Annotated in this window: 20 protein-coding genes and 2 tRNA genes; 13 read left to right on the plus strand and 9 right to left on the minus strand. The window is 52.8% G+C overall.

All coding sequences use genetic code 11. The features are described 5' to 3' along the window. Positions 1 to 316: 316 nt before the first annotated feature. Positions 317 to 1,732 (plus strand): glutamate--tRNA ligase, encoded by a 1,416-nt coding sequence (gene gltX, locus OGV38_RS05105; protein ID WP_137380939.1) that lies wholly within the window; start codon positions 317 to 319, stop codon positions 1,730 to 1,732. A gap of 56 nt (positions 1,733 to 1,788) precedes the next feature. On the opposite strand, the gene OGV38_RS05110 is transcribed toward gltX, so the two are convergent. Both OGV38_RS05110 and OGV38_RS05115 read right to left on the minus strand, forming a co-directional pair. Beyond that, complete coding sequence (locus OGV38_RS05110; protein ID WP_200102569.1) at positions 1,789 to 2,181, minus strand: MerR family transcriptional regulator; 393 nt, start codon at positions 2,179 to 2,181, stop codon at positions 1,789 to 1,791. 1 nt (position 2,182) lies between these two features. After that, the gene (locus OGV38_RS05115) at positions 2,183 to 2,545 is read right to left on the minus strand and encodes a YfeC-like transcriptional regulator (protein ID WP_286473008.1); all 363 of its coding nucleotides are present in this window, start codon (positions 2,543 to 2,545) and stop codon (positions 2,183 to 2,185) included. 221 nt (positions 2,546 to 2,766) lie between these two features. On the opposite strand from OGV38_RS05115, the gene OGV38_RS05120 reads away from it, so the two are divergent. After that, positions 2,767 to 2,842: transfer RNA gene (locus tag OGV38_RS05120), tRNA-Ala, on the plus strand. Between the two features lie 42 nt (positions 2,843 to 2,884). After that, a tRNA-Ala gene (locus OGV38_RS05125) sits at positions 2,885 to 2,960 on the plus strand. A 153-nt stretch (positions 2,961 to 3,113) separates the two neighbouring features. Here OGV38_RS05125 and nupC read toward each other — a convergent pair. Then, positions 3,114 to 4,316 carry a nucleoside permease NupC gene (gene nupC / locus OGV38_RS05130; RefSeq protein WP_016153912.1) on the minus strand — a complete coding sequence of 401 codons (1,203 nt, stop codon included), beginning with the start codon at positions 4,314 to 4,316 and terminating at the stop codon, positions 3,114 to 3,116. Positions 4,317 to 4,589: 273 nt separating this feature from the next. Between nupC and OGV38_RS25060 the strand changes: the two genes are divergently transcribed. From OGV38_RS25060 to OGV38_RS05140, 3 genes are all read left to right on the plus strand, one after another. Further along, positions 4,590 to 4,664, plus strand: coding sequence for a hypothetical protein (locus OGV38_RS25060; protein WP_418135078.1), 75 nt, complete (start codon positions 4,590 to 4,592; stop codon positions 4,662 to 4,664). Beyond that, positions 4,661 to 5,899, plus strand: coding sequence for an Nramp family divalent metal transporter (locus OGV38_RS05135; protein ID WP_016153911.1), 1,239 nt, complete (start codon positions 4,661 to 4,663; stop codon positions 5,897 to 5,899). Before OGV38_RS25060 ends, OGV38_RS05135 begins: the two co-directional genes overlap by 4 nt. 83 nt (positions 5,900 to 5,982) lie before the next feature. Continuing rightward, a complete protein-coding gene (locus OGV38_RS05140) occupies positions 5,983 to 7,530 on the plus strand; it encodes a BglG family transcription antiterminator (RefSeq protein WP_286473009.1) in 1,548 nt (515 codons plus the stop codon). Here the strand turns inward: OGV38_RS05140 and OGV38_RS05145 are convergent. From OGV38_RS05145 to mgrA, 5 genes are all read right to left on the minus strand, one after another. Next, positions 7,523 to 8,734 (minus strand): N-acetylglucosamine-6-phosphate deacetylase, encoded by a 1,212-nt coding sequence (locus OGV38_RS05145; RefSeq protein WP_103284091.1) that lies wholly within the window; start codon positions 8,732 to 8,734, stop codon positions 7,523 to 7,525. The genes OGV38_RS05140 and OGV38_RS05145 overlap by 8 nt on opposite strands. After that, positions 8,727 to 10,079 carry a class-II fumarase/aspartase family protein gene (locus OGV38_RS05150; RefSeq protein WP_269517381.1) on the minus strand — a complete coding sequence of 451 codons (1,353 nt, stop codon included), beginning with the start codon at positions 10,077 to 10,079 and terminating at the stop codon, positions 8,727 to 8,729. Before OGV38_RS05150 ends, OGV38_RS05145 begins: the two co-directional genes overlap by 8 nt. 16 nt (positions 10,080 to 10,095) lie before the next feature. Then, positions 10,096 to 11,655 (minus strand): PTS transporter subunit EIIC, encoded by a 1,560-nt coding sequence (locus OGV38_RS05155; RefSeq protein WP_016153907.1) that lies wholly within the window; start codon positions 11,653 to 11,655, stop codon positions 10,096 to 10,098. A 402-nt stretch (positions 11,656 to 12,057) separates the two neighbouring features. Next, positions 12,058 to 12,387, minus strand: coding sequence for a DUF2502 domain-containing protein YpeC (ypeC, locus tag OGV38_RS05160; protein ID WP_016153906.1), 330 nt, complete (start codon positions 12,385 to 12,387; stop codon positions 12,058 to 12,060). 128 nt (positions 12,388 to 12,515) lie between these two features. Next, positions 12,516 to 13,514 carry an L-glyceraldehyde 3-phosphate reductase gene (gene mgrA, locus OGV38_RS05165; protein WP_286473011.1) on the minus strand — a complete coding sequence of 333 codons (999 nt, stop codon included), beginning with the start codon at positions 13,512 to 13,514 and terminating at the stop codon, positions 12,516 to 12,518. 182 nt (positions 13,515 to 13,696) lie between these two features. Between mgrA and OGV38_RS05170 the strand changes: the two genes are divergently transcribed. Then, positions 13,697 to 15,349, plus strand: a complete 1,653-nt coding sequence (locus OGV38_RS05170) for an alpha-keto acid decarboxylase family protein (RefSeq protein WP_286473012.1) — start codon at positions 13,697 to 13,699, stop codon at positions 15,347 to 15,349. Here OGV38_RS05170 and OGV38_RS05175 read toward each other — a convergent pair whose 3' ends face one another. After that, positions 15,350 to 16,585 (minus strand): ion channel protein, encoded by a 1,236-nt coding sequence (locus tag OGV38_RS05175; protein ID WP_259687135.1) that lies wholly within the window; start codon positions 16,583 to 16,585, stop codon positions 15,350 to 15,352. Between the two features lie 204 nt (positions 16,586 to 16,789). On the opposite strand from OGV38_RS05175, the gene glk reads away from it, so the two are divergent. The 6 genes from glk to ptsP all read left to right on the plus strand — a co-directional run bounded on the left by glk (position 16,790) and on the right by ptsP (position 24,233). Further along, positions 16,790 to 17,755, plus strand: coding sequence for a glucokinase (gene glk / locus OGV38_RS05180; protein WP_016153902.1), 966 nt, complete (start codon positions 16,790 to 16,792; stop codon positions 17,753 to 17,755). 221 nt (positions 17,756 to 17,976) lie between these two features. Then, entirely contained in the window at positions 17,977 to 18,303 is a 327-nt protein-coding gene (locus OGV38_RS05185; protein ID WP_003028254.1) for a PTS fructose transporter subunit IIB, read from the plus strand. 20 nt (positions 18,304 to 18,323) lie between these two features. Next, entirely contained in the window at positions 18,324 to 19,571 is a 1,248-nt protein-coding gene (locus tag OGV38_RS05190; RefSeq protein ID WP_016157076.1) for a PTS fructose transporter subunit IIC, read from the plus strand. 17 nt (positions 19,572 to 19,588) lie between these two features. Next, a complete protein-coding gene (gene ypdF, locus OGV38_RS05195; protein WP_286473014.1) occupies positions 19,589 to 20,674 on the plus strand; it encodes an aminopeptidase in 1,086 nt (361 codons plus the stop codon). Continuing rightward, the gene (gene ypdE / locus OGV38_RS05200; protein ID WP_047499807.1) at positions 20,674 to 21,714 is read left to right on the plus strand and encodes an aminopeptidase; all 1,041 of its coding nucleotides are present in this window, start codon (positions 20,674 to 20,676) and stop codon (positions 21,712 to 21,714) included. Before ypdF ends, ypdE begins: the two co-directional genes overlap by 1 nt. Positions 21,715 to 21,737: 23 nt before the next feature. Further along, entirely contained in the window at positions 21,738 to 24,233 is a 2,496-nt protein-coding gene (gene ptsP / locus OGV38_RS05205) for a phosphoenolpyruvate--protein phosphotransferase (RefSeq protein WP_080859863.1), read from the plus strand. Positions 24,234 to 24,275: the final 42 nt, after the last annotated feature.

Genomic DNA, 24,275 nt, shown 5'->3' on the forward strand with positions numbered 1-24,275 from the left:
TCGAACCGCCGACCCCCTCCTTGTAAGGGAGGTGCTCTCCCAGCTGAGCTAATCACCCCCGCTGTGTGGAGTCGCATTATAGGGAGAGTTGAAAATGAGTCAACGCATTTTCTAAAGAAATTGTTCGTTCGTCGTAAATTTAAACAAAACGATCGCAAAACAGTCCGTGCGGCATGATTTGTATACGAAAATGGCAAAGCGTAATGTTCCAACCTGAACAACATTGAGGAATCAGACCACGGTGATAGAATACGAGCCTGATAATATTCCCTGGATTTGCCGGTTGTCGGCATCTTTATAAACGTAAGGCCATTTCATGAAAATCAAAACTCGCTTCGCGCCAAGCCCGACAGGCTACCTGCACGTCGGCGGTGCGCGTACTGCTCTTTATTCCTGGCTTTTTGCACGCAACCATGGCGGTGAGTTTGTGCTGCGTATTGAAGACACCGATCTCGAACGCTCCACTCCGGAAGCTATTGAAGCCATTATGGATGGCATGAACTGGCTGAATCTGGAATGGGATGAAGGCCCGTACTTCCAGACCAAACGTTTTGATCGCTACAACGCGGTGATTGATGAAATGCTGGAAGCAGGCACCGCATATAAATGCTACTGCTCTAAAGAGCGTCTGGACGCGCTGCGCGAAGAGCAGATGGCGAACGGTGAGAAGCCGCGTTACGACGGCCGCTGCCGCCACGGCCACGAGCATCATGCCGCTGATGAACCTTGCGTGGTACGTTTTGCCAACCCGCAGGACGGTTCCGTTATTTTTGACGACCAGATCCGTGGGCCGATCGAATTCAGCAACCAGGAGCTGGATGATTTGATCATTCGCCGTACCGACGGTTCCCCGACCTACAACTTCTGCGTTGTTGTCGACGACTGGGATATGGAAATCACCCACGTTATTCGTGGTGAAGACCATATCAACAACACTCCGCGTCAAATCAATATCCTGAAAGCGCTGAACGCGCCGGTGCCAGTGTACGCACACGTATCAATGATCAACGGTGACGATGGTAAAAAACTCTCCAAACGTCACGGTGCGGTCAGCGTTATGCAATACCGCGACGACGGTTACCTGCCGGAAGCGCTGCTGAACTATCTGGTGCGTCTGGGCTGGTCCAGTGGCGATCAGGAAATTTTCACCCGTGAAGAGATGATCAAACTGTTCTCCCTCGGTGCGGTGAGCAAGTCTGCGAGTGCGTTTAACACCGAAAAACTGCAGTGGCTGAACCATCACTATATTAATGCGCTGGCACCGGAATATGTAGCAACCCATCTGCAGTGGCATATTGAGCAGGAAAATATCGATACCCGCATAGGCCCGCAGCTGTCAGAGCTGGTTAAACTGCTCGGTGAGCGCTGCAAAACGCTGAAAGAGATGGCGCAGAGCTGCCGCTACTTCTACGAAGACTTTGCCGAGTTCGACGCTGATGCAGCGAAGAAGCACCTGCGTCCGGTTGCGCGTCAGCCGCTGGAAGTGGTTCGTGACAAGCTGGCTGCGATTAGCGAGTGGACGGCAGAAAACGTGCACCATGCGATTCAGGCAACGGCTGATGAGCTGGAAGTTGGTATGGGTAAAGTCGGGATGCCGCTGCGCGTAGCCGTTACCGGCGCGGGTCAGTCCCCGGCGTTAGACGTTACGGTGCATGCGATTGGTAAATCCCGCAGCATTGAGCGTATTAATAAAGCGCTGGCGTTTATTGCTGAGCGTGAAAGCCAGCAATAAGACTGATTGACCGATGAAACAACGGCAGGAGCGTATCCTGCCGTTTTTTTTGCCTGTTATTCAGACTCATCAATACCCAAACGAGTAAGAAAAGTGCGAATACCTTCGCGCGAAATATACATCGCCAGCTTTTCTTGTTCCGTTGGGGACATGTTGTCCAGTGCGCTAATTATCTGGCGACACGCGTGGCTGCGTACTACATGGGTGTATTCTGCCAGCGGTTCTTCAGCCTGATAAACTTCAGGGACTTTGCGAAAAGCGGGAATATTGAACAGAAACGCGCGGACGCTGGAGTCAATATGAATCAGTCTGGCACGACCACCTTTAACGCCGGGAAACTTTTCGGTAGTCCAGTTTTGTTCTCTGATCCAACGATTGACGGTTTGTTTGGCAACCCCGAGACATTCCGCCAGCTCTTCGGTCGTCATTTTGCTGCGTAATTTTTTCATATTATTTGTTTTCGCGGATCCCTAAACGCTGTAATAAACCCGTAATGCCTTCACGCAGGATCAGTGAGGTAAACATTTTCTGTTCTGTCGGCGTCATTTCTTTGGCGAGCCTAATCAGCAGCGCTTCAACAGAGGTATCGCCGGATAACGATAAGTTATCTGATAAGCCTTCGGCTGAACGCTCAGCGCTGCGAATGTATTCACGAACTTGTTCGGTGACGTGAACCAGCCGGGCTTTACCGCCCTGAACGCCTGGTTTTGGTGATGTCGCCCAACCTTCTTTGTGTACCCATTTATTGATGGTCTGTCGGCTGTATCCGGTCAGATTAGCAAGTTCTTCTGGCGTCATCCGTTCCTTGAACATAACGATTCCCTGAATAGTCGTGGGGTTAATTAGTGGTTCATTTTATAGCACCATTTTAGTAGAAACCGTGACGCGTTTAACTACTGAATGCGAGTTGTTACGCAATGTTCTTCATTTGACTGCTTTTTCAGCGATTGAATTCTATGAGTTAATTTTGCCGTTGACACACGCGAAGGGAATTCATATGATGCCGCCCGTCAACTCGACAAGCTTTACGTAATGGGGCTATAGCTCAGCTGGGAGAGCGCTTGCATGGCATGCAAGAGGTCAGCGGTTCGATCCCGCTTAGCTCCACCAAATTTAATCCCAATGAATTTGGTACGTACGTAAAAGCATCGTGGGGCTATAGCTCAGCTGGGAGAGCGCTTGCATGGCATGCAAGAGGTCAGCGGTTCGATCCCGCTTAGCTCCACCAAAATTTAAACCCTCGCTGAAAAGCGGGGGTTTTTTGTTTCTGCATCCTGCCAGTTCTTACTCTTTATCTCTTTGGTTTGCTGAATCGCAGGCATAAAAAAACCGGGGAGAATATGAATCTCCCCGGTCTTATCACTGCGACGTTGTCTTACACTTACAGCACCAGTGCGGCGATAGATGCGGACAGTACGCTCACCAGCGTAGAGCCGTACACCAGCTTCAGACCAAAGCGAGAAACCACGTTACCTTGCTCTTCGTTCAGGCCTTTAATCGCACCGGCGATAATACCGATGGAAGAGAAGTTAGCGAAGGAAACCAGGAACACGGACAGGATGCCTTCTGCGCGCGGGGAGAGCGTAGCGGCGATTTTCTGCAGATCCATCATCGCAACGAATTCGTTGGAAACCAGTTTAGTCGCCATGATACTGCCCACCTGCAGCGCTTCGCTGGACGGCACACCCATTACCCATGCAACCGGGTAGAAGATGTAACCCAGGATGCCCTGGAAGGAGATGCTGTAGCCAAACCAACCGGTCACGGTGGCGAACAGGGCGTTCAGGGCAGCGATCAGTGCGATGAAACCAATCAGCATCGCCGCAACGATAATTGCCACTTTGAAACCAGCCAGAATGTATTCACCCAGCATTTCGAAGAAACTCTGGCCTTCGTGCAGGTTAGACATCTGGATATTTTCTTCGCTGGCATCAACGCGGTAAGGGTTGATCAGCGACAGCACGATAAAGGTGCTGAACATGTTCAGAACCAGCGCCGCAACCACGTACTTCGGTTCCAGCATGGTCATGTACGCGCCGACGATAGACATGGAAACGGTCGACATCGCCGTTGCTGCCATGGTGTACATACGGTTGCGAGACATTTTGCCGAGAATATCTTTATAGGCGATAAAGTTCTCAGACTGACCCAGGATCAGAGAGCTGACGGCGTTGAAGGATTCCAGTTTGCCCATACCGTTTACTTTGGATAACAGGAAACCAATCGCGCGGATGATTACCGGCAGTACGCGGATATGCTGCAAAATACCGATCAGGGCGGAGATGAAGACGATCGGGCAAAGCACTTTCAGGAAGAAGAATGCCAGGCCTTTATCGTTCATGCTACCGAAGACAAAGTTAGTCCCTTCATTAGCAAACCCGAGCAGTTTCTCAAACATCTCGGAGAAGCCTCTCACGAAGCCCAGACCGACATCAGAGTTCAGGAAGAACCATGCCAGTAACACTTCGATAACAAGCAATTGAATAACATAACGAATGCGGATTTTTTTACGGTCACTGCTTACCAGCAGTGCGAGTACCGCAACCACGGCAAGGGCCAGGACAAAATGAAGAACGCGGTCCATATTTGCTCCAAATATGAGGCAGGTTTAGTTTTCGTGCACATTCTATGTAACAACCATAAAGAAAACGAGATCAAACACACACTATAATAAGGACCTGTGACGAGATTCAAAATTAGTGATCGGTGATACACTTCCGTTATGTTTAGTATGGAAGTGAAAAGTTATGTCATTGTGCTATTCTCATAACAATAATTAAACATCTCGCCAGTATTTCCAGAATCCTTATCGATCCATAGACAAACGCTATCAGAGAAATCAACGTCACCCATTAAAATGAATTTGATAATCATTCTCAGTAGGCGTAGCTTGAAACATAGCAAAGGCTATGTTTCTGAGGCACTAAAATGACTAACGATCGCGTTGAGAGTAGCAGTGGGCGGGCAGCGCGCAAGTTGAAGCTCGCATTAATGGGACCTGCGTTCATCGCGGCGATCGGCTATATCGATCCGGGTAACTTCGCCACCAATATCCAGGCAGGGGCCAGCTTTGGTTATCAATTGCTGTGGGTGGTGGTCTGGGCAAACCTGATGGCGATGCTGATTCAGGTGCTGTCGGCAAAACTCGGCATTGCTACGGGTAAAAACCTGGCGGAGCAAATTCGCGATCATTATCCTCGCCCGGTGGTGTGGTTCTACTGGGTGCAGGCAGAAATTATCGCTATGGCAACAGACCTTGCTGAATTTATTGGCGCTGCGATTGGCTTCAAACTGATCCTCGGCGTTTCCTTATTGCAAGGGGCCGTACTCACCGGTATCGCGACGTTCTTAATTCTGATGCTGCAGCGTCGCGGTCAAAAACCGCTGGAAAAGGTGATTGGCGGCCTGCTGCTGTTTGTGGCCGCGGCTTACATTGTGGAGCTGGTTTTTTCCCAACCGAACTTCGCGCAGCTTAGTAAGGGAATGGTGATCCCAAGCCTGCCTAATTCCGAAGCGGTGTTCCTGGCCGCTGGGGTGCTCGGTGCGACTATCATGCCGCACGTCATTTATCTGCACTCTTCCTTAACTCAGCATTTGCACGGCGGAACACGCCAACAACGCTATGCGGCCACTAAATGGGATGTGGCTATCGCCATGACGATTGCCGGATTTGTCAATCTGGCGATGATGGCGACGGCTGCCGCTGCATTTCATTTTAGCGGGCATACCGGTATTGCCGATCTCGATCAGGCGTATCTGACCCTTGAACCGTTGTTGAGTCACGCTGCAGCGACGGTGTTTGGTTTAAGCCTGGTGGCTGCGGGACTCTCTTCTACCGTGGTCGGTACGCTGGCGGGGCAGGTGGTGATGCAAGGGTTTATCCGTTTTCACATTCCGCTATGGGTACGCCGTACCGTCACCATGATGCCATCATTTATTGTGATTCTGATGGGATTGGATCCGACCCGTATTCTGGTGATGAGTCAGGTGTTGCTCAGTTTTGGTATCGCGCTGGCGCTGGTGCCGCTGCTGATCTTCACCAGCGACAGTAAGCTGATGGGGGATCTGGTCAATCGTCGTTGCGTTAAACAGATTGGCTGGGTCATTGTGATACTGGTCGTGGCGCTCAATCTCTGGCTACTGGCCGGCACGGCGATGGGGCTATAATCAACCGTGACTCGCGACGGGTCACGGTTTTAATTGAGCTTTTCCTCTATTGTGTGCCCTGCATAATTAACTGGCAGGCGTTCATGAATCACTTTGATCTCTCTTTCCTGAAATATCTCCAGGACAACAGTCCGCTCCCCGTTGAAGAGGCCGTCGAGCGTTTCGGTAAAACGCTCTCCACGCTAAAACGGACAATGAAAGAGCTCAATGAACTTCTGCCAGAAAATGTCCAGCTACATCAGGATAATCAGTTTATTACCACCCGGATTGGCTACAGCGAATACCGACAGTTTTTAGCGCGCGTCCAGTTTAATCGCTATATCACAACGGCAGAAGAGAGGGTGAAGGATCTCTTTGTGGCGCTCTGTTTGCACGATGTCGTGAATAAAAATGATTATTACAAAAAATTTTATGTCAGTGCGGGAACGGTAAAAAATGATAATCCCGTCATGATGAGCCTGGTGCAGGAACGCGATCTGATTGTGCAAAGTATCCCGCGTAAGGGCTCCCGGCTTGCGGGGGATGAGTTCCAGCTGCGGCTGGCGGCGTGCATGACGATACTAAAAACGGTCGAAATTGGTGAGGATCACCGACTAATCGCCCACCAGGCCAATGAGCCGACAGGCCGTTCAATTGCCGAACAGTTTCTTCATCAGTGTGCTGCAGAGATAAACCAAGCGGCATACTATTACGAAGATAAAATCAGTCCGGTCATCGCCCTGGGATATAACGGCAGAAAATACTTACTGGTCTATCTTAGCCTTGCTCTGCACCGTATCCGCAGGGGACACAGAATTACGGAGAGTTCGGCGGCTGAGTTTTTGACAACCTTTCCTTATGGCGTATTGCCTGATGCGGATGAAAATATCTGTCTGGATCTGCTGATTGCTTCACTGACGTTTACTCATCGCCCCTTCACATTATACGACGCCCGGCTGGTCTCTTACGTTAAGCGCACCTGTCACGCTTTAGCCGGATGTCTGGAGAACACCATTCACAATCAGCACGCCTGGTTTGCGGAGATTTATAATTTTATCTATGCCGCCATCATCCAGAATAAATTTCATCTCTGGTTCGATGATAAAAAGCTCCATGATGTCCAGCGACGCTATCCTGAGCTATGGGATCATGTCCAGTATGCGGTGAAGGAGATTGAACATCACTGGCAAACGACCTTTTCTGCTATTCACCTGGCAACCCTGGTGCTGATTATCAAAAAGTATGCGCTCAAAAATCGGGTTGTTGGCGATAAGAAAAAGCGGGTCATTATTGTGACGAACTCGTCAGAGAGTAAGGTCGGCTATTTTAAAGAGATGCTTTTCTCCCGCTTCCATATTGAAATCCCCGCCTGCATCAACATCAATGAGATTGCGCGGCTTCAGCAGCTCGAATTCGACCTGCTGATTACCTTTACAAACAAGATATCGAGTCATCTCCGCTACGCCGGGCTGGATTATGTCAAAGTGAATTTCTGGCTCACGCAGGACGATCTCCTGTTATTACGCGAAAATGGACTTCCCTCCGCGCGCAAAAAAATACCTGCTGAGGACTTTATTCAGCAGGTTCAGGGAATGAGCCAGGAGGCGTTAAAAATTTTTCTTGATACGCATTACAGTGATATTTTTATTTAGCCAGAGGTTGCGAAACGCCGCGACACCAGACGGCTTCCAGGTTTAACTCTGCACCCAACACGAGAATATCGGCATCTTTTCCTGACGTCAGGCTGCCTTTTCTCGCGTCAACACCCGCCAGGATTGCCGGATTAAGGCAGGCAATCTGCGCGGCTGAAACCCAGCCTTTTTCCAGCCTGTCGACCACATTTTTCACGGAGTCCAGAAAGCTCATCTCCAGTTTGCACACTTCGGACCACTCCGTGGGTGAAACCGTTCGGGTCTTTCCGCTGTGGTCGGTGATTTCAAGACAATGATTGTGAATGCGAAACGTCTCCTGGCGCAGGTAATGGTGGAATTCAGATCCTTCGGGAAAATCCACATATCCCAGACAATCGCTGACCATGACCAACCGGCGATCTTTTTTCAACCGATAGAGAATGTCGAACACTTCTGGTCGCAACGTAATCCCACTCTGCTTTGCCACCTCGGCATACGTATTCTGATGGTACATCAGCGCCCCCACCACGCCAGGCTCCCGGTGATGCAGCCCGCGCATGGCGCTAAATGCATGGGTAAAGTGGGTTAAACCGGCTTCAATAGCGAGAGTGGTTTCATCAAAGGTGGCGTCGGTATGACCGGCTGACACGGTGACGCCTGACTGGCGTAAATAGCGGATTAGCGCCAGGGCGCCCGGCAGTTCGGGTGCGAGCGTCATCAGACGGATATTTCCCCTCGCGGCGTGCTGATAGCGTTTGAACCCTTCGATATCGGGTGGTTGGATTGCGTCCTTGCTCTGCATTCCGCTGTATGCAGGGTTAATAAAGGGGCCTTCCATATGAATACCCACCGCTTCGGCACCATCTTCCGCTTTTGCGTCTGCAATCCAGTCCGCGGCGGTGGAAAGACTCTCCAGCAAGAACGTTTCCGGCTGGGTGGCTGATGTTGCAAGCCACGCGGTAACCCCGGCGTTAACCAGATCCCGGCTCATCGCCTGCAAAGAACGGCGTTCACCTCTCCAGGCAAACGACCCTCTCCCCCAGCCGTGAACGTGAATATCCACAAAACCGGGCATCAGGATGGCATGGCGATAATCGACGATTTTTCCGCGTGGCGTACTGTCGAGGCCAGAAATACGTCCGCTTTCAATATGCAGATAGCCGCTTTCGATTCCATTCGGGGTGACAATGCGTTCACTTGCCAGAGAAAGCAGGGGATCAGCCATTGTCTTTCTCCCATACGCGAGCGGCCGTTTCCTCGGCGATTTCTGCGCAAAGGCCGATGTAGTGAGCAGGATCCAGCAGCGTATTAATTTCTGAGTCGCTAAAGTGCTGGCGAATAAGAGGGTCATCACGCAGCACATCAGCGTAGGGGATGCCTTCATGCGTGCTGCGCATTGCCAGTTGGTAGACGCGTTCATGTGCGGCATCTTTGCCCAGCCTTTCCACCAGCTGCATCATGATTTTTTCGCTATTAATAAGACCATGCGTTAACTGCACATTCTGGCGCATACGACCAGGATTGATGACCAGCGTCCGCGTCAACTCTTCGGCTCGCATCACAATCTCAGCCATTAACTCCATACTCTCCTGAATATTACCGTCAAAGATAAAGTAAGCGGAGCTGTCTGCTTCGAAGGGACGTGGGCTGACATACAGGCAGGAGGTCAATACTGAGTACAATTTCTGCGCGTTGGCGATGATCCCCTTCGCCAGTTTAGGATTCACTTTTTGCGGCATGGTGCTGCTGCCAACGGTGCCTTTAGTGAAGGCTTCTGAAACTTCGGCAAACTCTTCGCTTGAGGTCTGATAAACCTCTTCGGCTATTTTGTGTAACGTCGTCGCCAGCAGGCACAAATTACTGATGTATTCAGTGCGGTAAATGCGCGAGTTGCGGGAGGGAATCGCCATTGAATGCATTCCCAGCTTTTGGGCAACGCTATCCTGAACCCGGCGGCCGGTTTCACCGGTCGCGTGGAAGGCGCCCACGGCTCCCCCCATCATCACGGTAAAGACGCGTTTTTCCGCTTCTCGCATGCGCTGCCGGGCGCTCAGTAACTCATCAATCCACACGGCGGCTTTATAGCCCCAGGTGATGGGCAGCGCGTGCTTACCGTGGGTACGTCCGGCCATAATCGATGCTTTATGGTCAGATGCCATCTTTGCCAGGTTACGCAGAATATCGTCCACAAAACCCTGCATGATGGTATCGAACTGCTTTGCCAGATAAAGCTGTGCTGTTTGCTGAATATTCTGCGTGGTGACGCCGTAATGCACGTATTTTCCGCTTTCACTGTCACAGGCTTTGACCAGCACTTTGATGACCGGAACGAAGCCGTGACCAATCTCGCGCAGCAGGCGTTCCATTTCCGTCAGGTCAATCTTATCCACGTGGCAGTTAGCGGTAATATTGACTGCGGCGCTGGCGGGGATCATGCCGTGTCCGGCCTGTGCCTGAGCCAGGGCGGCTTCAACATCGAGCCATGACTGTACCCGCGCTGGCTGTGCGAGCAGAGATTTCATTCCTCGATCGTCGATCGTTTTGCTTTTTGAATCATACAGTGCACGCATTACTATCTCCTTGAATTTATTTCGCACCGACGAGGCGGTCGTCTACCGCGTTACGGACAAATTCTACGTGTGGGCCGAATACCACATGAACATGGTTGCTGGAGGGGATAAAGGTTCCCAGCGAGCCAGATTCTTTAAGAATGGCCATGTCCATTTTTTTCTGATCTTTCAAATCAATACGTAACCGTGAAACGCAGTTTTCAACGCGCTTGATATTGTCTGTCCCGCCCAGCCCCTGAATCACCAGTTCGGCGACTTTGTCGTACTCTTTATTGTTCAGTAAGGTGCTGTCAGCGATTTCACTCTCGCGGCCCGGGGTCTTAATATCAAATTTACCGATCGCGAAGCGGAAGACGAAATAGAAGACAACAAAGTTAATCACGCCGAGGATAATTAAATTAATCCATTGGGTGTGTTCATACATCAAACCGAAAATACCAAAATCAAAAATGGTGCCGCGAATATAGCCGATGGAGACTTCCAGTAATTGCAGTGGAATGGTCAATAAGCCACAGAGTACCGCATAGACAATAAAGAGTTTTGGCGCGATAAACAGGAAGGAGAACTCCAGCGGTTCGGTAATATTCCCCAGCATGGCGGTCAGCACCACGGTCAGGATCATCCCTTTGGCAAATTTCTTATTCTTGAAATAGGCCATGTGGTACATCGCCAGACCAATCGCCGGAACGCGGAACAGCGTCGTGAGCATTTGTGATGAGGCAAGATAGCTGGTGAGCGTCGGCATATACTCCTTCCAGGCCGGATGGGTGGGACCAAGCTCAAACAGGATTTTATTGATAGCGGGCAAAATACCGACATAGGTCTGCCCGTCAATCAGGTACGTACCGCCTGCTGCGGTGAAACGCACGGTGGAACTGAGGACGTGGTGCAGGCCAAACGGGATCAGCAGGCGATTGAGCGTCATATAGATACCTGCACCAATGTTGGGTGCCATCATTATTGTTGATATGGCGCGCATACCCGCGGTAAACAGATCCCAGATAAAAGGAATGATCAAGCCGACGGGAATGGAAAAAGCAATGGCTAAGATCGCGACGGATTTTTTACCGCTGAAAAAGGCGAAAGCGAGAGGTAATTGCAGCCGGTAAAAACGGTCGGTTATTTTAGCTGCCAGCAGCCCGGCAATAATGCCGCCCAGCGCTTCGATTTTCAGCGTCTGAATACCTAATACCATTCCCTGTCCGACGAAAGCCATATCCTCTTTCGCCAGCGTACCCGCCAGCTTAAGATGCACATGCATAGCGATAAGCAGAGTCAGGTAAGCCACGACGGACGCAAATACAGCAATCCCTTTTTCTTTTTTAGACATACCGTAGGCGACACCCATCGCGAACAGTAAAGGAATATTATTAAAAACGACGCTGCTGATTAATCCCAGAGAAGAGAGAATCGCTCTGAAAATTTCATTGCCCAGAAAGGGGAGTTTATCAATCATATAGCTCTGCCCTAACGCAGCGCTAATTCCCATGACCATCCCCACAGGCGCCAGTACGGCGATCGGTAATAATAGCGATCGACCGAATGTCTGAATTTCATTCTTAAAATTAGCATTCATAAGTTAATCCTGACGTGAATTCTCTTGAGGATAAGATACGTTCAGGAGATTTTTGCTCAAGGGCAAATAGTGAAAAATAAAAAGCGCAGGATTTGACCATAAAAAAGCAGCCTGCAGGTTAATGCTGGTCACTTAAGGATTGATTAGCTGCAAAGGTATTTTTTATTAAAGCGAAACGGATTGACCTGAAAGTCAGCGTACTGAAGCGATCCGAAGGAAGACGACATAAGGCGAATGGATCACGAAGTGACGATTTTTCCTGCCGGAAGCCTGGGTGGCAAGGGAGACGGTGAGCCTCCCTTGCCCGTTATGGGAATGAGGGGTTCAGAGAAACAATGAACATACGGTGAACGGAACCCTTTGCCATTGTTAAAAATTCTCTGTTACCACAGGTTCCTTTTCTTAATGACGATGCCCGTGACCGCCGCGCCCACGACCGCGATGGTCGTCACGGTCATTCCAGCCTTCTCGGTAGCCGCGTTCATAAGCTTTGCGTTTATCCCAGCCACGATGGTAGCCGTTGTCATGACGCCACCAGCGATTTTTGCGCCACTCATAGTTATGGTGCCAGTAATCCCGGTCGCGCCAGCGGCCGCCATCCCAGTAGTTACCGTAATTATCGCGATCGCCAATTTGCAATTTTATTGATGGCAGCAGGGTGATTTCGCCAGCGTTCGCGGCCAGCGGTGTAAAAGCCATTAAGACTGCCGCCAGAATCAGTGACCTGAACATGTTTTCTCTCCTTCACGATCGAGCCGTAGCCGGCCTGTTAACGTAATATTACGGGGCAGTAAAGCCCTGTTTCATCGCCACAACTCTTAAATCGCAAGTGAGAGCACTTTTTGTTAATAAATGTGTCTTTATTTCAACCGACTCAGAATGGCATCAATCTCCGCGCACTCTTCAGGCGTAAAGTGACGGTTTGCCAGCATGCCGACGGCATCTTCAATTTGCGCCGGTTTACTGGCGCCAATCAGCACAGACGTAACTTTGTCTTCCCGAAGAACCCACGCGAGCGCCATCTGAGACAGCTTTTGCCCCCGTCTCTCTGCCAGTGCGTTCAGCGCTCGAACTTTTTCCAGTTTTTGTGGGGTGATCTGGTCCGGATTCAGAAAACGGCTGGTGCCTGCGGCGCGAGAATCCGCAGGAATACCGTTCAGATAGCGGTCGGTTAACTGCCCGCCAGCCAGCGGTGAGAAGGCGATACTACCGACGCCTTTTTCCTGTAAAAGCGACAGCAGGCTCTCTTCGACCCAACGCTCAAACATAGAATATTTGGGCTGATGAATAAGGCATGGCGTACCTAAATCGTCGAGTATTTCAATCGCTTGTCTGGCAAGTTCAGCCGGATAGTTAGAGAGGCCTACGTACAGCGCTTTGCCCTGACGGACGATATGATCCAGCGCGCGCATGGTTTCTCTGAGCGGTGTTTCAGGGGCGGGGCGATGGTGGTAGAAGATATCGACATACTCCAGCCCCAGACGCTTCAGGCTTTGATCGAGGCTGGCAATCAGGTATTTGCGTGAGCCCCAGTCCCCGTAAGGGCCTTCCCACATGGTGTAACCTGCTTTGGTGGAGATGATCAGCTCATCTCGCCACGGTAAAAAATCTTCCTGCAGGATGCGACCAAAATTTCGCTCCGCTGAACCCGGCGGTGGACCATAGTTATTCGCCAGATCAAAATGGGTGATCCCCAGATCGAATGCACGCTGTAACAGCGCCCGACTGTTCTCGACCTGCGTGGTATCACCAAAATTGTGCCACAACCCCAGTGATACAATCGGGAGCTTGAGGCCGCTCTGACCGCAGTGGCGGTACTCCATTGTCTGATAACGATTTTCAGCAGCCTGATAAGCCATATAGCCTCCTGTCAGATAAGGTGTGACTTTGAGTGTATACGTTTACACAAGGCCAGCTGCAATTAAATTTATGGATGAAAACTGTACATCTTGCTTTCCACCCCCTTCACAGCGACTTTCCTGGACAGTCATCACAGTTCTTCGATACTCAACATGAGGTTACCGTCAGAAGGAAAGCTGTCATGCAAACCCCGTATTCCGTTGCTGATTATCTGCTGGACAGGCTGGCAGGCTGTGGTGTTGGCCATCTCTTTGGTGTGCCTGGCGATTATAATTTGCAGTTTCTTGACCACGTGATTGAACATCCCAGCGTACGTTGGGTCGGGTGTGCGAACGAGTTGAATGCGGCTTATGCTGCGGATGGCTATGCCCGGGTATCCGGGGTGGGGGCGCTGCTCACCACGTTTGGCGTGGGTGAGTTAAGCGCGATTAACGGTATCGCGGGAAGTTATGCGGAATATGTTCCTGTTTTGCATATTGTTGGCGCGCCCTGTCGCGGTGCTCAACGTCGCGGGGAGTTGATGCATCACACCCTTGGGGACGGTGATTTTCAGCATTTTTATCGTATGCAGCAGGCGGTGACGACGGCCAGCGCAGTGCTGGATGAACAAAACGCCTGTTATGAAATTGACCGCGTGCTGCGAACAATGCTCATCGAACGCAGGCCGGGCTATCTGATGTTACCTGCTGATGTGGCAAAACAGCGGACCACGCCGCCAAATGACATCCTGATTGTTCCTCTGAGTGAGCCAGAAAGCAGCGTGGCAGAAGCGTTTCGCTACCATGCCCGCGAGCGGTTACTGGACAGCCCGCGCGTAGCGCTTCTGGCAGACGTTCTCGCGCAACGCTTTGGCCTGCAGCCGGTATTGCAACGCTGGATGGCGGAAACGCCGATGGCCCACGCCACGTTGTTGATGGGCAAAGGGCTATTCGATGGGCGTCATCCGGCGTTTGTCGGCACCTACAGCGCTGGAGCCAGCAGCGACTATGTACGTCAGGCGATAGAAGATGCCGACACGATAGTATGTGTTGGCACACAATTTGTTGACACTCTGACCGCCGGGTTTACGCAACAGCTACCACAGGAGCGCACGATTGAGGTGCAGCCACATGCCTCACGGATTGGAAACCGTTGGTTTAACGTCCCAATGGAGCAGGCGGTAACCACCTTGCGGGAGCTGTGTCTGGAGATGTCCTTTTCACTGCCGCCAGAACGCCCGCCAGTTAGACGTATTCAGGTTGAGAAGGGACCTTTGACGCAGGAAAATTTCTGGCATACGGTGCAGCAGTATCTGGCGCCCAATGACATTATCCTCGTCGACCAAGGGACCGCTGCATTTGGTGCGGCTGCGCTCACGCTACCCGGTGGAGCGGAGGTGCTGGTTCAGCCACTGTGGGGGTCTATCGGCTACGCGCTCCCGGCTGCATTTGGCGCGCAAACCGCCTGCCCGGACCGCCGGGTGATCCTGATTATTGGCGATGGTGCGGCGCAGCTCACCATTCAGGAACTGGGCTCTATGCTCAGAGACGGGCAATCTCCCGTTATTTTGCTGCTAAATAATGACGGCTATACCGTGGAGCGGGCCATACATGGCGCAAATCAGCGCTATAACGATATCGCCGCCTGGAACTGGACGCAGGTGCCGCAGGCGTTTCGTCGTGAATGTCAGGCGGAGTGCTGGCGTGTGGAGCAGGCGGTACAACTGGAAGAAGTGCTGGCCCGTTTGTCCCATCCGCAACGATTGTCGTTAATTGAGGTGGTGCTACCGAAAGCCGATCTTCCTGAGCTATTGCGCACGGTGACCCGTGCGCTGGAAACGCGTAACGGAGGCTAACTACTTATCGGTACGCTCGGCGATCATCATCGGTTTGCCCGCCAGCAGCAGCCAGGCGGGCAGCATGACGATGCACAGCAGCGGCAGCAGGGTGGAATCTGGCACCACCACTGCTGCCATAAACAGGCTCAGCCAGGCGTCACGGGTGACGACCAGCACCAGTCCAAGAATCGCGCAGGAGACGGTAATGGCCGCTGGCACCGCTTCAACGTGGGCGTGCAGCATCAGGCCAAGCGCGACCCCAACGAATACTGCCGGGAAAATTCGCCCGCCGCGAAAACCACTCGCAGCTGCAACCACTAATGCCGCCAATTTGATCACGGCGAGCATGAAATAATCCGATGCTCCCAGCGTCTGGCTAAATGCCATTTGCTGCATTTCGTCCAGTCCTTTAAACAAGGTAAGCGGTCCGCCGAAAACGCCTAAAATGCCGAGGATTAAGCCGCCAGCCCCAAGAATCAGGACCGGGTGTTTCAATCGATGCATTAAATGGTGTAAACGTGGCAGACACCAGACAGCCACCATCCCGGCGGCAATGGCGATGGCGGCAACGACCGCACCGCTGAGGATATCGATCACATGCATCTGCGTGTAGTGCGCGATGGGCAGTGAAAAATGGGGGTGAAAAAACAGACTGGTGGTCAGCGAGCCCGCGGCGGCGGCCATTAACGGTGCAAACAGGCGATCCCATAAGGGAACATTGTCCGAGCTATTCAGCGTTTGTGAAAAGACCAGCGCGGCGGCAACGGGGGTGCCAAATAGCGCGCCGATGGTGCCGGCAGAGGCGAGGATGGTCCAGTCCAGCTTAGCAATGCGGGGAAACATACGGCTGCCGAGCGCCACAGCCAGTGCGATATTCACGGTCATGATCGGGTGTTCCGGACCCAAACTGACGCCACCCGCCAGGCCGAGGATGAGCGCTGCCAGCAGGCCCGGAATTGCTGAGGTGGGGACCGGCATTCCAATTAACGGCTCACAGGCAGGATCCGGTCCCGCGTGACCCTGGCTGTAGCGAATAACTAACCCGACCATGATCCCCGTGAGCGTCAGCATGCCGATAATCCACAGCGGAGAGTCCTGGGCAATACCGATGCTAACGGGCAGGCGTTCCCACAAAAATTGCTGTAAAACGGACGCCACTTTCATCACAACGATCAACACCAGGCTGGAGGCAATACCAATAATTAGCGCAGGAGTTGATAGCAAGAGCATCGTTCTGGCTCGTGGATGAAGCATATTCTATTCCTTAAAACAGAGTCATAGACATAGTTTGCACAGCCTGCGCAACCGCATCGCTGCAAATGGTGCTGAAACGATAAAGTAATTATGTGATCTGGATCGATTTTCCACGGGCATCAGCCTTCAGGGCGTTGTTGTTATGCCCCCATGAATTTACAGTGTGGCAAAGATTTATTCTGACTTTAGCGGAGCAGTGGAAGAATGACAAAATATGCTTTAGTAGGTGATGTTGGCGGCACCAACGCGCGTCTTGCTCTGTGCGACATTGCCAGCGGCGAGATTTCGCAGGCAAAAACCTATTCCGGGCTGGATTACCCAAGCCTCGAGGCGGTAGTACGCGTATACCTGGATGAACATAGCGTCAGCGTTGAGGATGGTTGTATTGCCATTGCCTGTCCGATTACCGGTGACTGGGTGGCAATGACCAACCATACCTGGGCATTCTCTATTGCTGAGATGAAAAAAAATCTGGGCTTCAGTCATCTGGAAATCATCAATGATTTCACCGCCGTGTCGATGGCGATCCCGATGCTGAAGAAAGAGCATTTGATCCAGTTTGGCGGTGCGGAACCTGTTGAAGGCAAGCCGATTGCTGTCTATGGCGCAGGTACCGGACTCGGCGTGGCGCATTTGGTGCATGTAGATAAACGCTGGGTGAGCTTGCCTGGTGAAGGCGGTCACGTGGATTTTGCACCTAACAGCGAAGAAGAAGGGATTATCCTTGAGGTCCTGCGTGCGGAAATTGGTCACGTTTCCGCAGAGCGCGTACTGTCAGGTCCGGGGCTGGTTAATCTGTATCGCGCCATCGTCAAATCAGACGGGCGCCTGCCGGAAAATCTGCAGCCGAAGGATATCACCGGGCGTGCGCTGGCTGATTCCTGTATCGACTGTCGTCGCGCGCTGTCGCTGTTCTGCGTCATCATGGGGCGTTTTGGCGGCGATCTGGCGTTAACGCTGGGCACGTTTGGCGGTGTGTACATCGCTGGCGGCATCGTACCGCGCTTCCTCGACTTCTTTAAAGCTTCGGGTTTCCGTGGTGGTTTTGAAGATAAGGGGCGTTTTAAAGCCTACGTACAGGATATTCCGGTATATCTGATCGTGCATGATAACCCGGGCCTGCTTGGTTCCGGTGCGCATCTGCGCCAGACGCTGGGCCATATTTTGTAAGACCAACGCCGGACGGTGCACAGCGCTTATCCGGCTTACATATATCCCGCAAAACCGCGTTTATTACGCGGTTTTTTTATGCCTGCCGCCCGCCTTTCCGACCTTCGTCACATTTCCGAATGGCGGGATTATTTGTCCAGTAAAAGCATTATTTGTCTGATAACGGTCGTTACTTTCCCCAGACCATAATTTCACTCGTTAACTATTACGAGGAAATGATTATGAGCAAAAAACTGATTGCCGTTTGCGCGTGCCCAATGGGGCTGGCCCATACCTTTATGGCGGCTCAGGCGCTGGAAGAAGCCGCGGTTGAAGCGGGTTATGAAGTGAAAATTGAAACCCAGGGTGCGGACGGAATTCAAAATCGCCTGACGGCGCAGGATATCGCAGAGGCAACGTTGATCATCCATTCTGTTGCCGTTACTCCGGAAGATAACGAGCGTTTTGAGTCGCGTGACGTCTACGAAATTACGTTACAGGACGCGATAAAAAATGCAGCCGGCATCATCAAAGAGATCGAAGAGATGGTTGCCGCTGAACAACAATAATCATCGACAGGGAATTACGTATGGCCATTAAAAAACGCAGTGCAACCGTTGTGCCTGGCGCATCTGGTGCGGCAGCGGCAATAAAAAATCCACCGGCCTCCCACAATAGCTTCTGGGGCGAACTTCCGCAGCATGTGATGTCGGGTATTTCGCGCATGGTACCGACGTTAATTATGGGCGGGGTAATTCTCGCCTTCTCGCAACTGATCGCCTATAGCTGGCTCGATATACCTGCTGACACCGGCATCATGGATGCGCTGAACAGCGGAAAATTCAGCGGTTTTAATCTCTCATTACTGAAGTTTGCCTGGCTGTCGCAATCTTTTGGCGGCGTGCTGTTTGGTTTTGCTATTCCGATGTTTGCCGCGTTTGTCGCCAACTCTATCGGCGGTAAGCTGGCGTTTCCGGCGGGGTTCATTGGTGGACTGATGTCCACTCAGCCCACGCAGATACTGAATTTTGACCCAGCGACGCTGCAATGGGCAACCAGTGCCCCCGTCCCGTCAACCTTTATTGGCGCGCTGATTATCTCGATTGTCGCCGGGTATCTGGTGAAGTGGATGAACCAAAAAATCCAGTTGCCTGATTTCCTGCTGGCATTCAAAACCACCTTTTTACTGCCCATTCTTTCCGCGATCTTCGTCATGTTGGCGATGTATTACGTGATAACGCCGTTTGGCGGGTGGATCAACGGCGGAATTCGTTCTCTGCTTACGGCGGCTGGAGAGAAAGGCACGCTGATGTACGCGATGGGGATTTCTGCGGCAACGGCGATTGACCTCGGCGGTCCGATTAATAAAGCCGCAGGATTTGTCGCCTTTAGCTTTACTACCGATCACGTTCTGCCGGTAACCGCACGCTCTATTGCCATCGTGATTCCTCCAATTGGCCTCGGGTTGGCTACGCTTCTCGACCGGCGCTTAACCGGCAAACGCCTGTTCAACGCACAGCTCTACCCGCAAGGGAAAACGGCAATGTTCCTCGCGTTTATGGGCATCAGCGAAGGGGCGATCCCGTTTGCACTGGAAAGCCCCATTACGGCAATTCCATCCTATATGGTTGGCGCTATTGTCGGATCGACGGCTGCCGTCTGGCTGGGGGCGGTGCAGTGGTTCCCGGAATCGGCTATCTGGGCATGGCCGCTGGTCACTAACCTCGGCGTCTATATGGCGGGGATCCTGTTAGGTGCGGTGATTACGGCGCTGATGGTGGTGTTCCTGCGCAACATGATGTACCGCAAAGGCAAATTGCTGATTGAAAGCCTCTGATTAGAAGGATTGTGACCATGAGCTTACTTGCCTCGCTGCGTGACTGGCTAACGGCGCAACATCTCGATGCGATGCTGCTGTCATCGCGGCAGAATAAACAGCCGCATATGGGGATCTCCAGCGGTTCAGGGTTTGTGTTTATCAGCCATCAAAGCGCGCATATTCTGGTCGACGCCCGTTACTACACCGATGTTGCCACGCGTACTCAGGGCTATCAGATCCATCTACTTGATGGCGCGCAGACGCTGTATTCACGGGTGAATCACATTATTGCTGACGAAAAGCTGCAGACGGTGGGATTTGAAGGCGAGCAGGTAAGTTGGAATACGGTGAATGGATGGTCGGGCAAACTGCGTGCCCGACTAGTGAGTGCCGTGCCGGATGTGCTCCGGCAGGTAAAAACGGCGCAGGAGATAGCCTGCATTCGCGAAGCCTGCCGGATAGCTGACCTTAGTGCTGAACATATTCGCCGCTTTATTCAACCTGGCCTCAGTGAGCGCGAAATCGCCGCTGAACTGGAGTGGTACATGCGTACGCTCGGTGCAGACAAACCCTCTTTTGACACCATTGTCGCCAGCGGCTGGCGCGGCGCGCTGCCGCACGGTAAAGCCAGCGACAAGCGTGTCGAGGCGGGTGAGTTCATCACGCTGGATTTTGGCGCGCAGTATCAGGGCTATTGTTCGGATATGACGAGAACCTTTCGCATCCCAGACGCAAACCAGCCAGTGGAAGAAAGCCCGCTGTTTTCCGTGTATCAGATTGTCCTGGCGGCGCAGCGTGCGGCGGTGGCGGCAATTCGACCAGGTCGGCGTTGCCATGAGGTTGACGCCGCAGCCAGGCAGGTCATTACGCAGGCGGGCTATGGCGATGAGTTTGGTCACAATACCGGACACGCTATCGGCATTGAGGTGCATGAAAATCCCCGTTTTTCCCCCACCGACGCGACGCCTCTGGCGGTTGGCATGCTGCTCACCGTTGAGCCGGGTATTTATCTGCCGGGGCAGGGAGGCGTGCGTATTGAGGATGTGGTGCTGGTTACGCCAGACGGCGGCGAGGTGCTCTACACCATGGCGAAGACATTGTTACACACGGGAGAAGCGTAATGGACTTATCGCTACTGAAGGCGCTGAGCGAGGCGGACGCGATCGCCTCTTCAGAACAAGAAGTGCGGCAGATCCTGCTTGAAGAGGCGGATCGTCTGCATAAAGAGGTGCGCTTTGACGGCCTGGGATCGGTGCTGATCCGTCTGAATGAATCAACCGGTCCGAAGGTAATGATCTGTGCGCATATGGATGAAGTGGGATTTATCGTGCGCAGTATTTCCAGCGAAGGAGCGATCGATGTATTACCGGTGGGAAATGTGCGTATGGCGGCCAGGCAATTGCAGCCAGTGCGGATCACTACCCGTGAAGAGAGCAAAATTCCCGGTCTGCTCGACGGAGAGCGCAGCGGTAATGACGTCAGTGCGCTGCAGGTGGATATTGGCGCGCGGTCTTATGACGAGGTACTTCAGGCCGGCGTACGCCCTGGCGATCGCGTCACCTTTGACACGACGTTTCAGGTTTTGCCGCACCAGCGAGTCATGGGCAAAGCCTTTGATGATCGACTTGGATGTTATTTGCTGGTGGCGCTGCTGCGCGAATGGCATAACGCCATTCTCCCATGTGAGGTCTGGCTGGTGGCCAGTTCCAGTGAAGAAGTGGGACTGCGCGGAGGACAAACGGCAGCACGTGCGGTCGCCCCGGATGTGGCGATCGTGCTGGATACCGCCTGCTGGGCCAAAAACTTTGATCATGGTGCGGCCAACCATCGGCAGATTGGTAATGGCCCGATGCTGGTGTTAAGCGATAAATCGCTGATTGCCTCGCCAAAGCTGACCGCGTGGGTTGAAAGCGTGGCCACCGATGCGGGCATTACCCTGCAGTTTGACATGTTCAGTAACGGCGGCACTGACGGCGGGGCGGTGCACGTAAGCGGTACGGGGATCCCCACGGTTGTCATGGGGCCAGCTACGCGGCATGGACACTGCGCGGCGTCGATTGCCGACTGCCGTGACATCATCCAGACGCAGCAGTTGTTGTCGGCTCTTCTTTCACATCTTACGTGCGAAACCGTGGTTCATCTGACGGATTTCAGGTGCTGATTTCGCGCTAATCAGGAGTTGTTATGCTAACGATTCAATTTCTTTGCCCGTTACCCAATGGCCTGCATGCGCGTCCGGCGTGGGAGCTGAAAGAGCAGTGCAGCCAGTGGCAAAGTGAGGTGATATTTCTTAACCATCGCCAGAATGCCAGAGCAGATGCGAAAAGCTCGCTGGCGCTGATTGGCACCGGGACGCTGTTTAATGACAGTTGTAGCTTAACCATCACCGGTCGCGATGAAGAACAGGCCCGGCGAGCGCTAGAGGAGTACCTCCTGCACCGGTTTATTGACAGCGACAGCGTTCAGCCGACGCCGGCGGAACTGGCGGCGCATCCGTTGCCGCGTTCGCTGATTCGCCTCAACCCAGACCTTCTTTATGGCACCGTGCTGGCAGGAGGCGTGGGGGCAGGTTCGCTCACGCTTTGGCAGAGCGATAATCTGGAAAGCTATCGCGCGATTGCGCCGAGTGCGGAAGACAATACCCGGCTGGAGCATAGTCTGGCGACGCTTGCCGAACAGCTCAATCAGCAACTGCGCGAGCGTGAGGGTGAGAGTAAAACCATCCTCAGCGCCCATCTGTCTCTGATTCAGGACGACGAGTTTGCCGGGAATATTCGTCGCTTAATGCTGGAGCAGCATCTGGGGTTAGGGGCGGCGATTATCGCCAATATGGAGCAGGTGTGCGACAAGCTGTCGGCCTCCGGTAGCGATTACCTGCGCGAGCGCGTTAGCGATATCCGTGATATCAGCGAACAACTGCTGCACATCACCTGGCCTGAAAGACGTCCGCGCAATGCGCTGGTGCTGAATAAGCCGACGATTCTGGTCGCTGAGGATTTGACGCCCAGCCAGTTTTTAAGCCTCAATTTGCAGCATCTGTCAGGCATGATCCTGGAGAAAACAGGGCGCACATCGCATACCCTGATCCTCGCTCGCGCGTCGGCTATACCGGTGCTTAGCGGCTTGCCGCTGGAGGCCATTAGCCGCTATGCAGGCCAGCATGCGGTACTGGATGCCCGCTGTGGGGTACTGGCCATCAATCCAGACGATGCGGTTCGCGGTTATTACGCGATTGCGCAGAAGCTGGCCGATGAATGCCAGCGGCGGCAGGCGCTGGATGCCGCCCAGCCCGCGCTGACCAAAGATAATCAGCGTATTGACGTTGCAGCGAATATCGGTACCGCGCTGGAAGCGCCGGGGGCGTTTGCCAATGGCGCGGAAGGGATTGGGCTGTTTCGTACTGAAATGCTGTTTATGGACCGCGACAGCGCCCCCGACGAGCAGGAACAGTTTGAAGCCTACCAGCAGGTCTTATTGGCCGCGGGCGACAAGCCGGTTATCTTTCGCACCATGGATATTGGGGGGGATAAAAATATCCGTTACCTCAATATTCCGCAGGAAGATAATCCGTTCCTGGGCTACCGCGCGGTGCGAATTTATCCAGAGTTTGCCGGACTGTTTCGCACGCAGCTGCGCGCCATCTTACGTGCGGCAACCTTCGGCAATGCGCAACTGATGATCCCAATGGTGCACAGCCTTGACCAGATTTTGTGGGTAAAAAGCGAACTGCAAAAAGCGCTGGTGGCACTGAAAGCCGACGGTTTACGCCATGCTCCGACAATTTCATTGGGGATTATGGTTGAAGTGCCGTCGGTGTGTTACATCATCGACCATTTCTGCGATGAGGTGGATTTCTTCAGTATTGGTTCAAACGACATGACCCAGTACCTGTACGCCGTCGATCGTAATAACCCGCGCGTTTCGCCGTTGTACAACCCGATTACACCGTCGTTCCTGCGAATGTTGCAGCAGATTGTCCGCGTGGCGCACGAACGCGGTAAATGGGTGGGCATTTGCGGCGAACTGGGGGGCGAAGGACGCTATTTACCGCTGCTACTGGGCTTAGGACTCGACGAGCTGAGCATGAGCAGTCCACGTATTCCGGCGGTGAAAAGTCAGCTTCGTCAACTGGAGGGCCAGGCATGCCGTGAACTTGCCATACGGGCCTGTGAGTGCCGTAGCGCTCAAGAGATAGAAGATCTGCTCAACCAGTTTGCACCGCAGAAAGACGTGCGTCCGCTACTGGCGCGGGAGAACATCTTTGTTGGTGAATCTCTGAGTAACAAAGAGCAGGTGATTCAGTTTCTGTGCGGCAATCTGGGTGTTAATGGGCGAACTGAACATCCGTTTGAGCTGGAGGAAGATATCTGGCAGCGCGAAGAGATAGTCACCACTGCTGTCGGTTTTGGTGTGGCTATTCCGCACACTAAGTCCCAGTGGATCCGCCATTCCAGCATCAGTATTGCCCGGCTTGCTCATCCCGTTGACTGGCAGTCAGAGATGGGCGAAGTGGAACTGGTTATCATGCTGACGCTGGGGGCTGATGAAGGCATTAACCACGTGAAGGTCTTCTCGCAGCTGGCGCGTAAGCTGGTGAACAAGCCGTTCCGCCAGTCGTTGTTTGCCGCTGAAAATGCCGACAGTATTCTCGCGTTGCTGGAGGCGGAACTGACGTTTTAAGCTTCATTGAAAGAGTGCTCTCCAGCCTGCGACGATCTGGTT

This window comes from Citrobacter sp. Cb080 (genome assembly GCF_030334745.1).
GTDB lineage: Bacteria > Pseudomonadota > Gammaproteobacteria > Enterobacterales > Enterobacteriaceae > Citrobacter > Citrobacter braakii.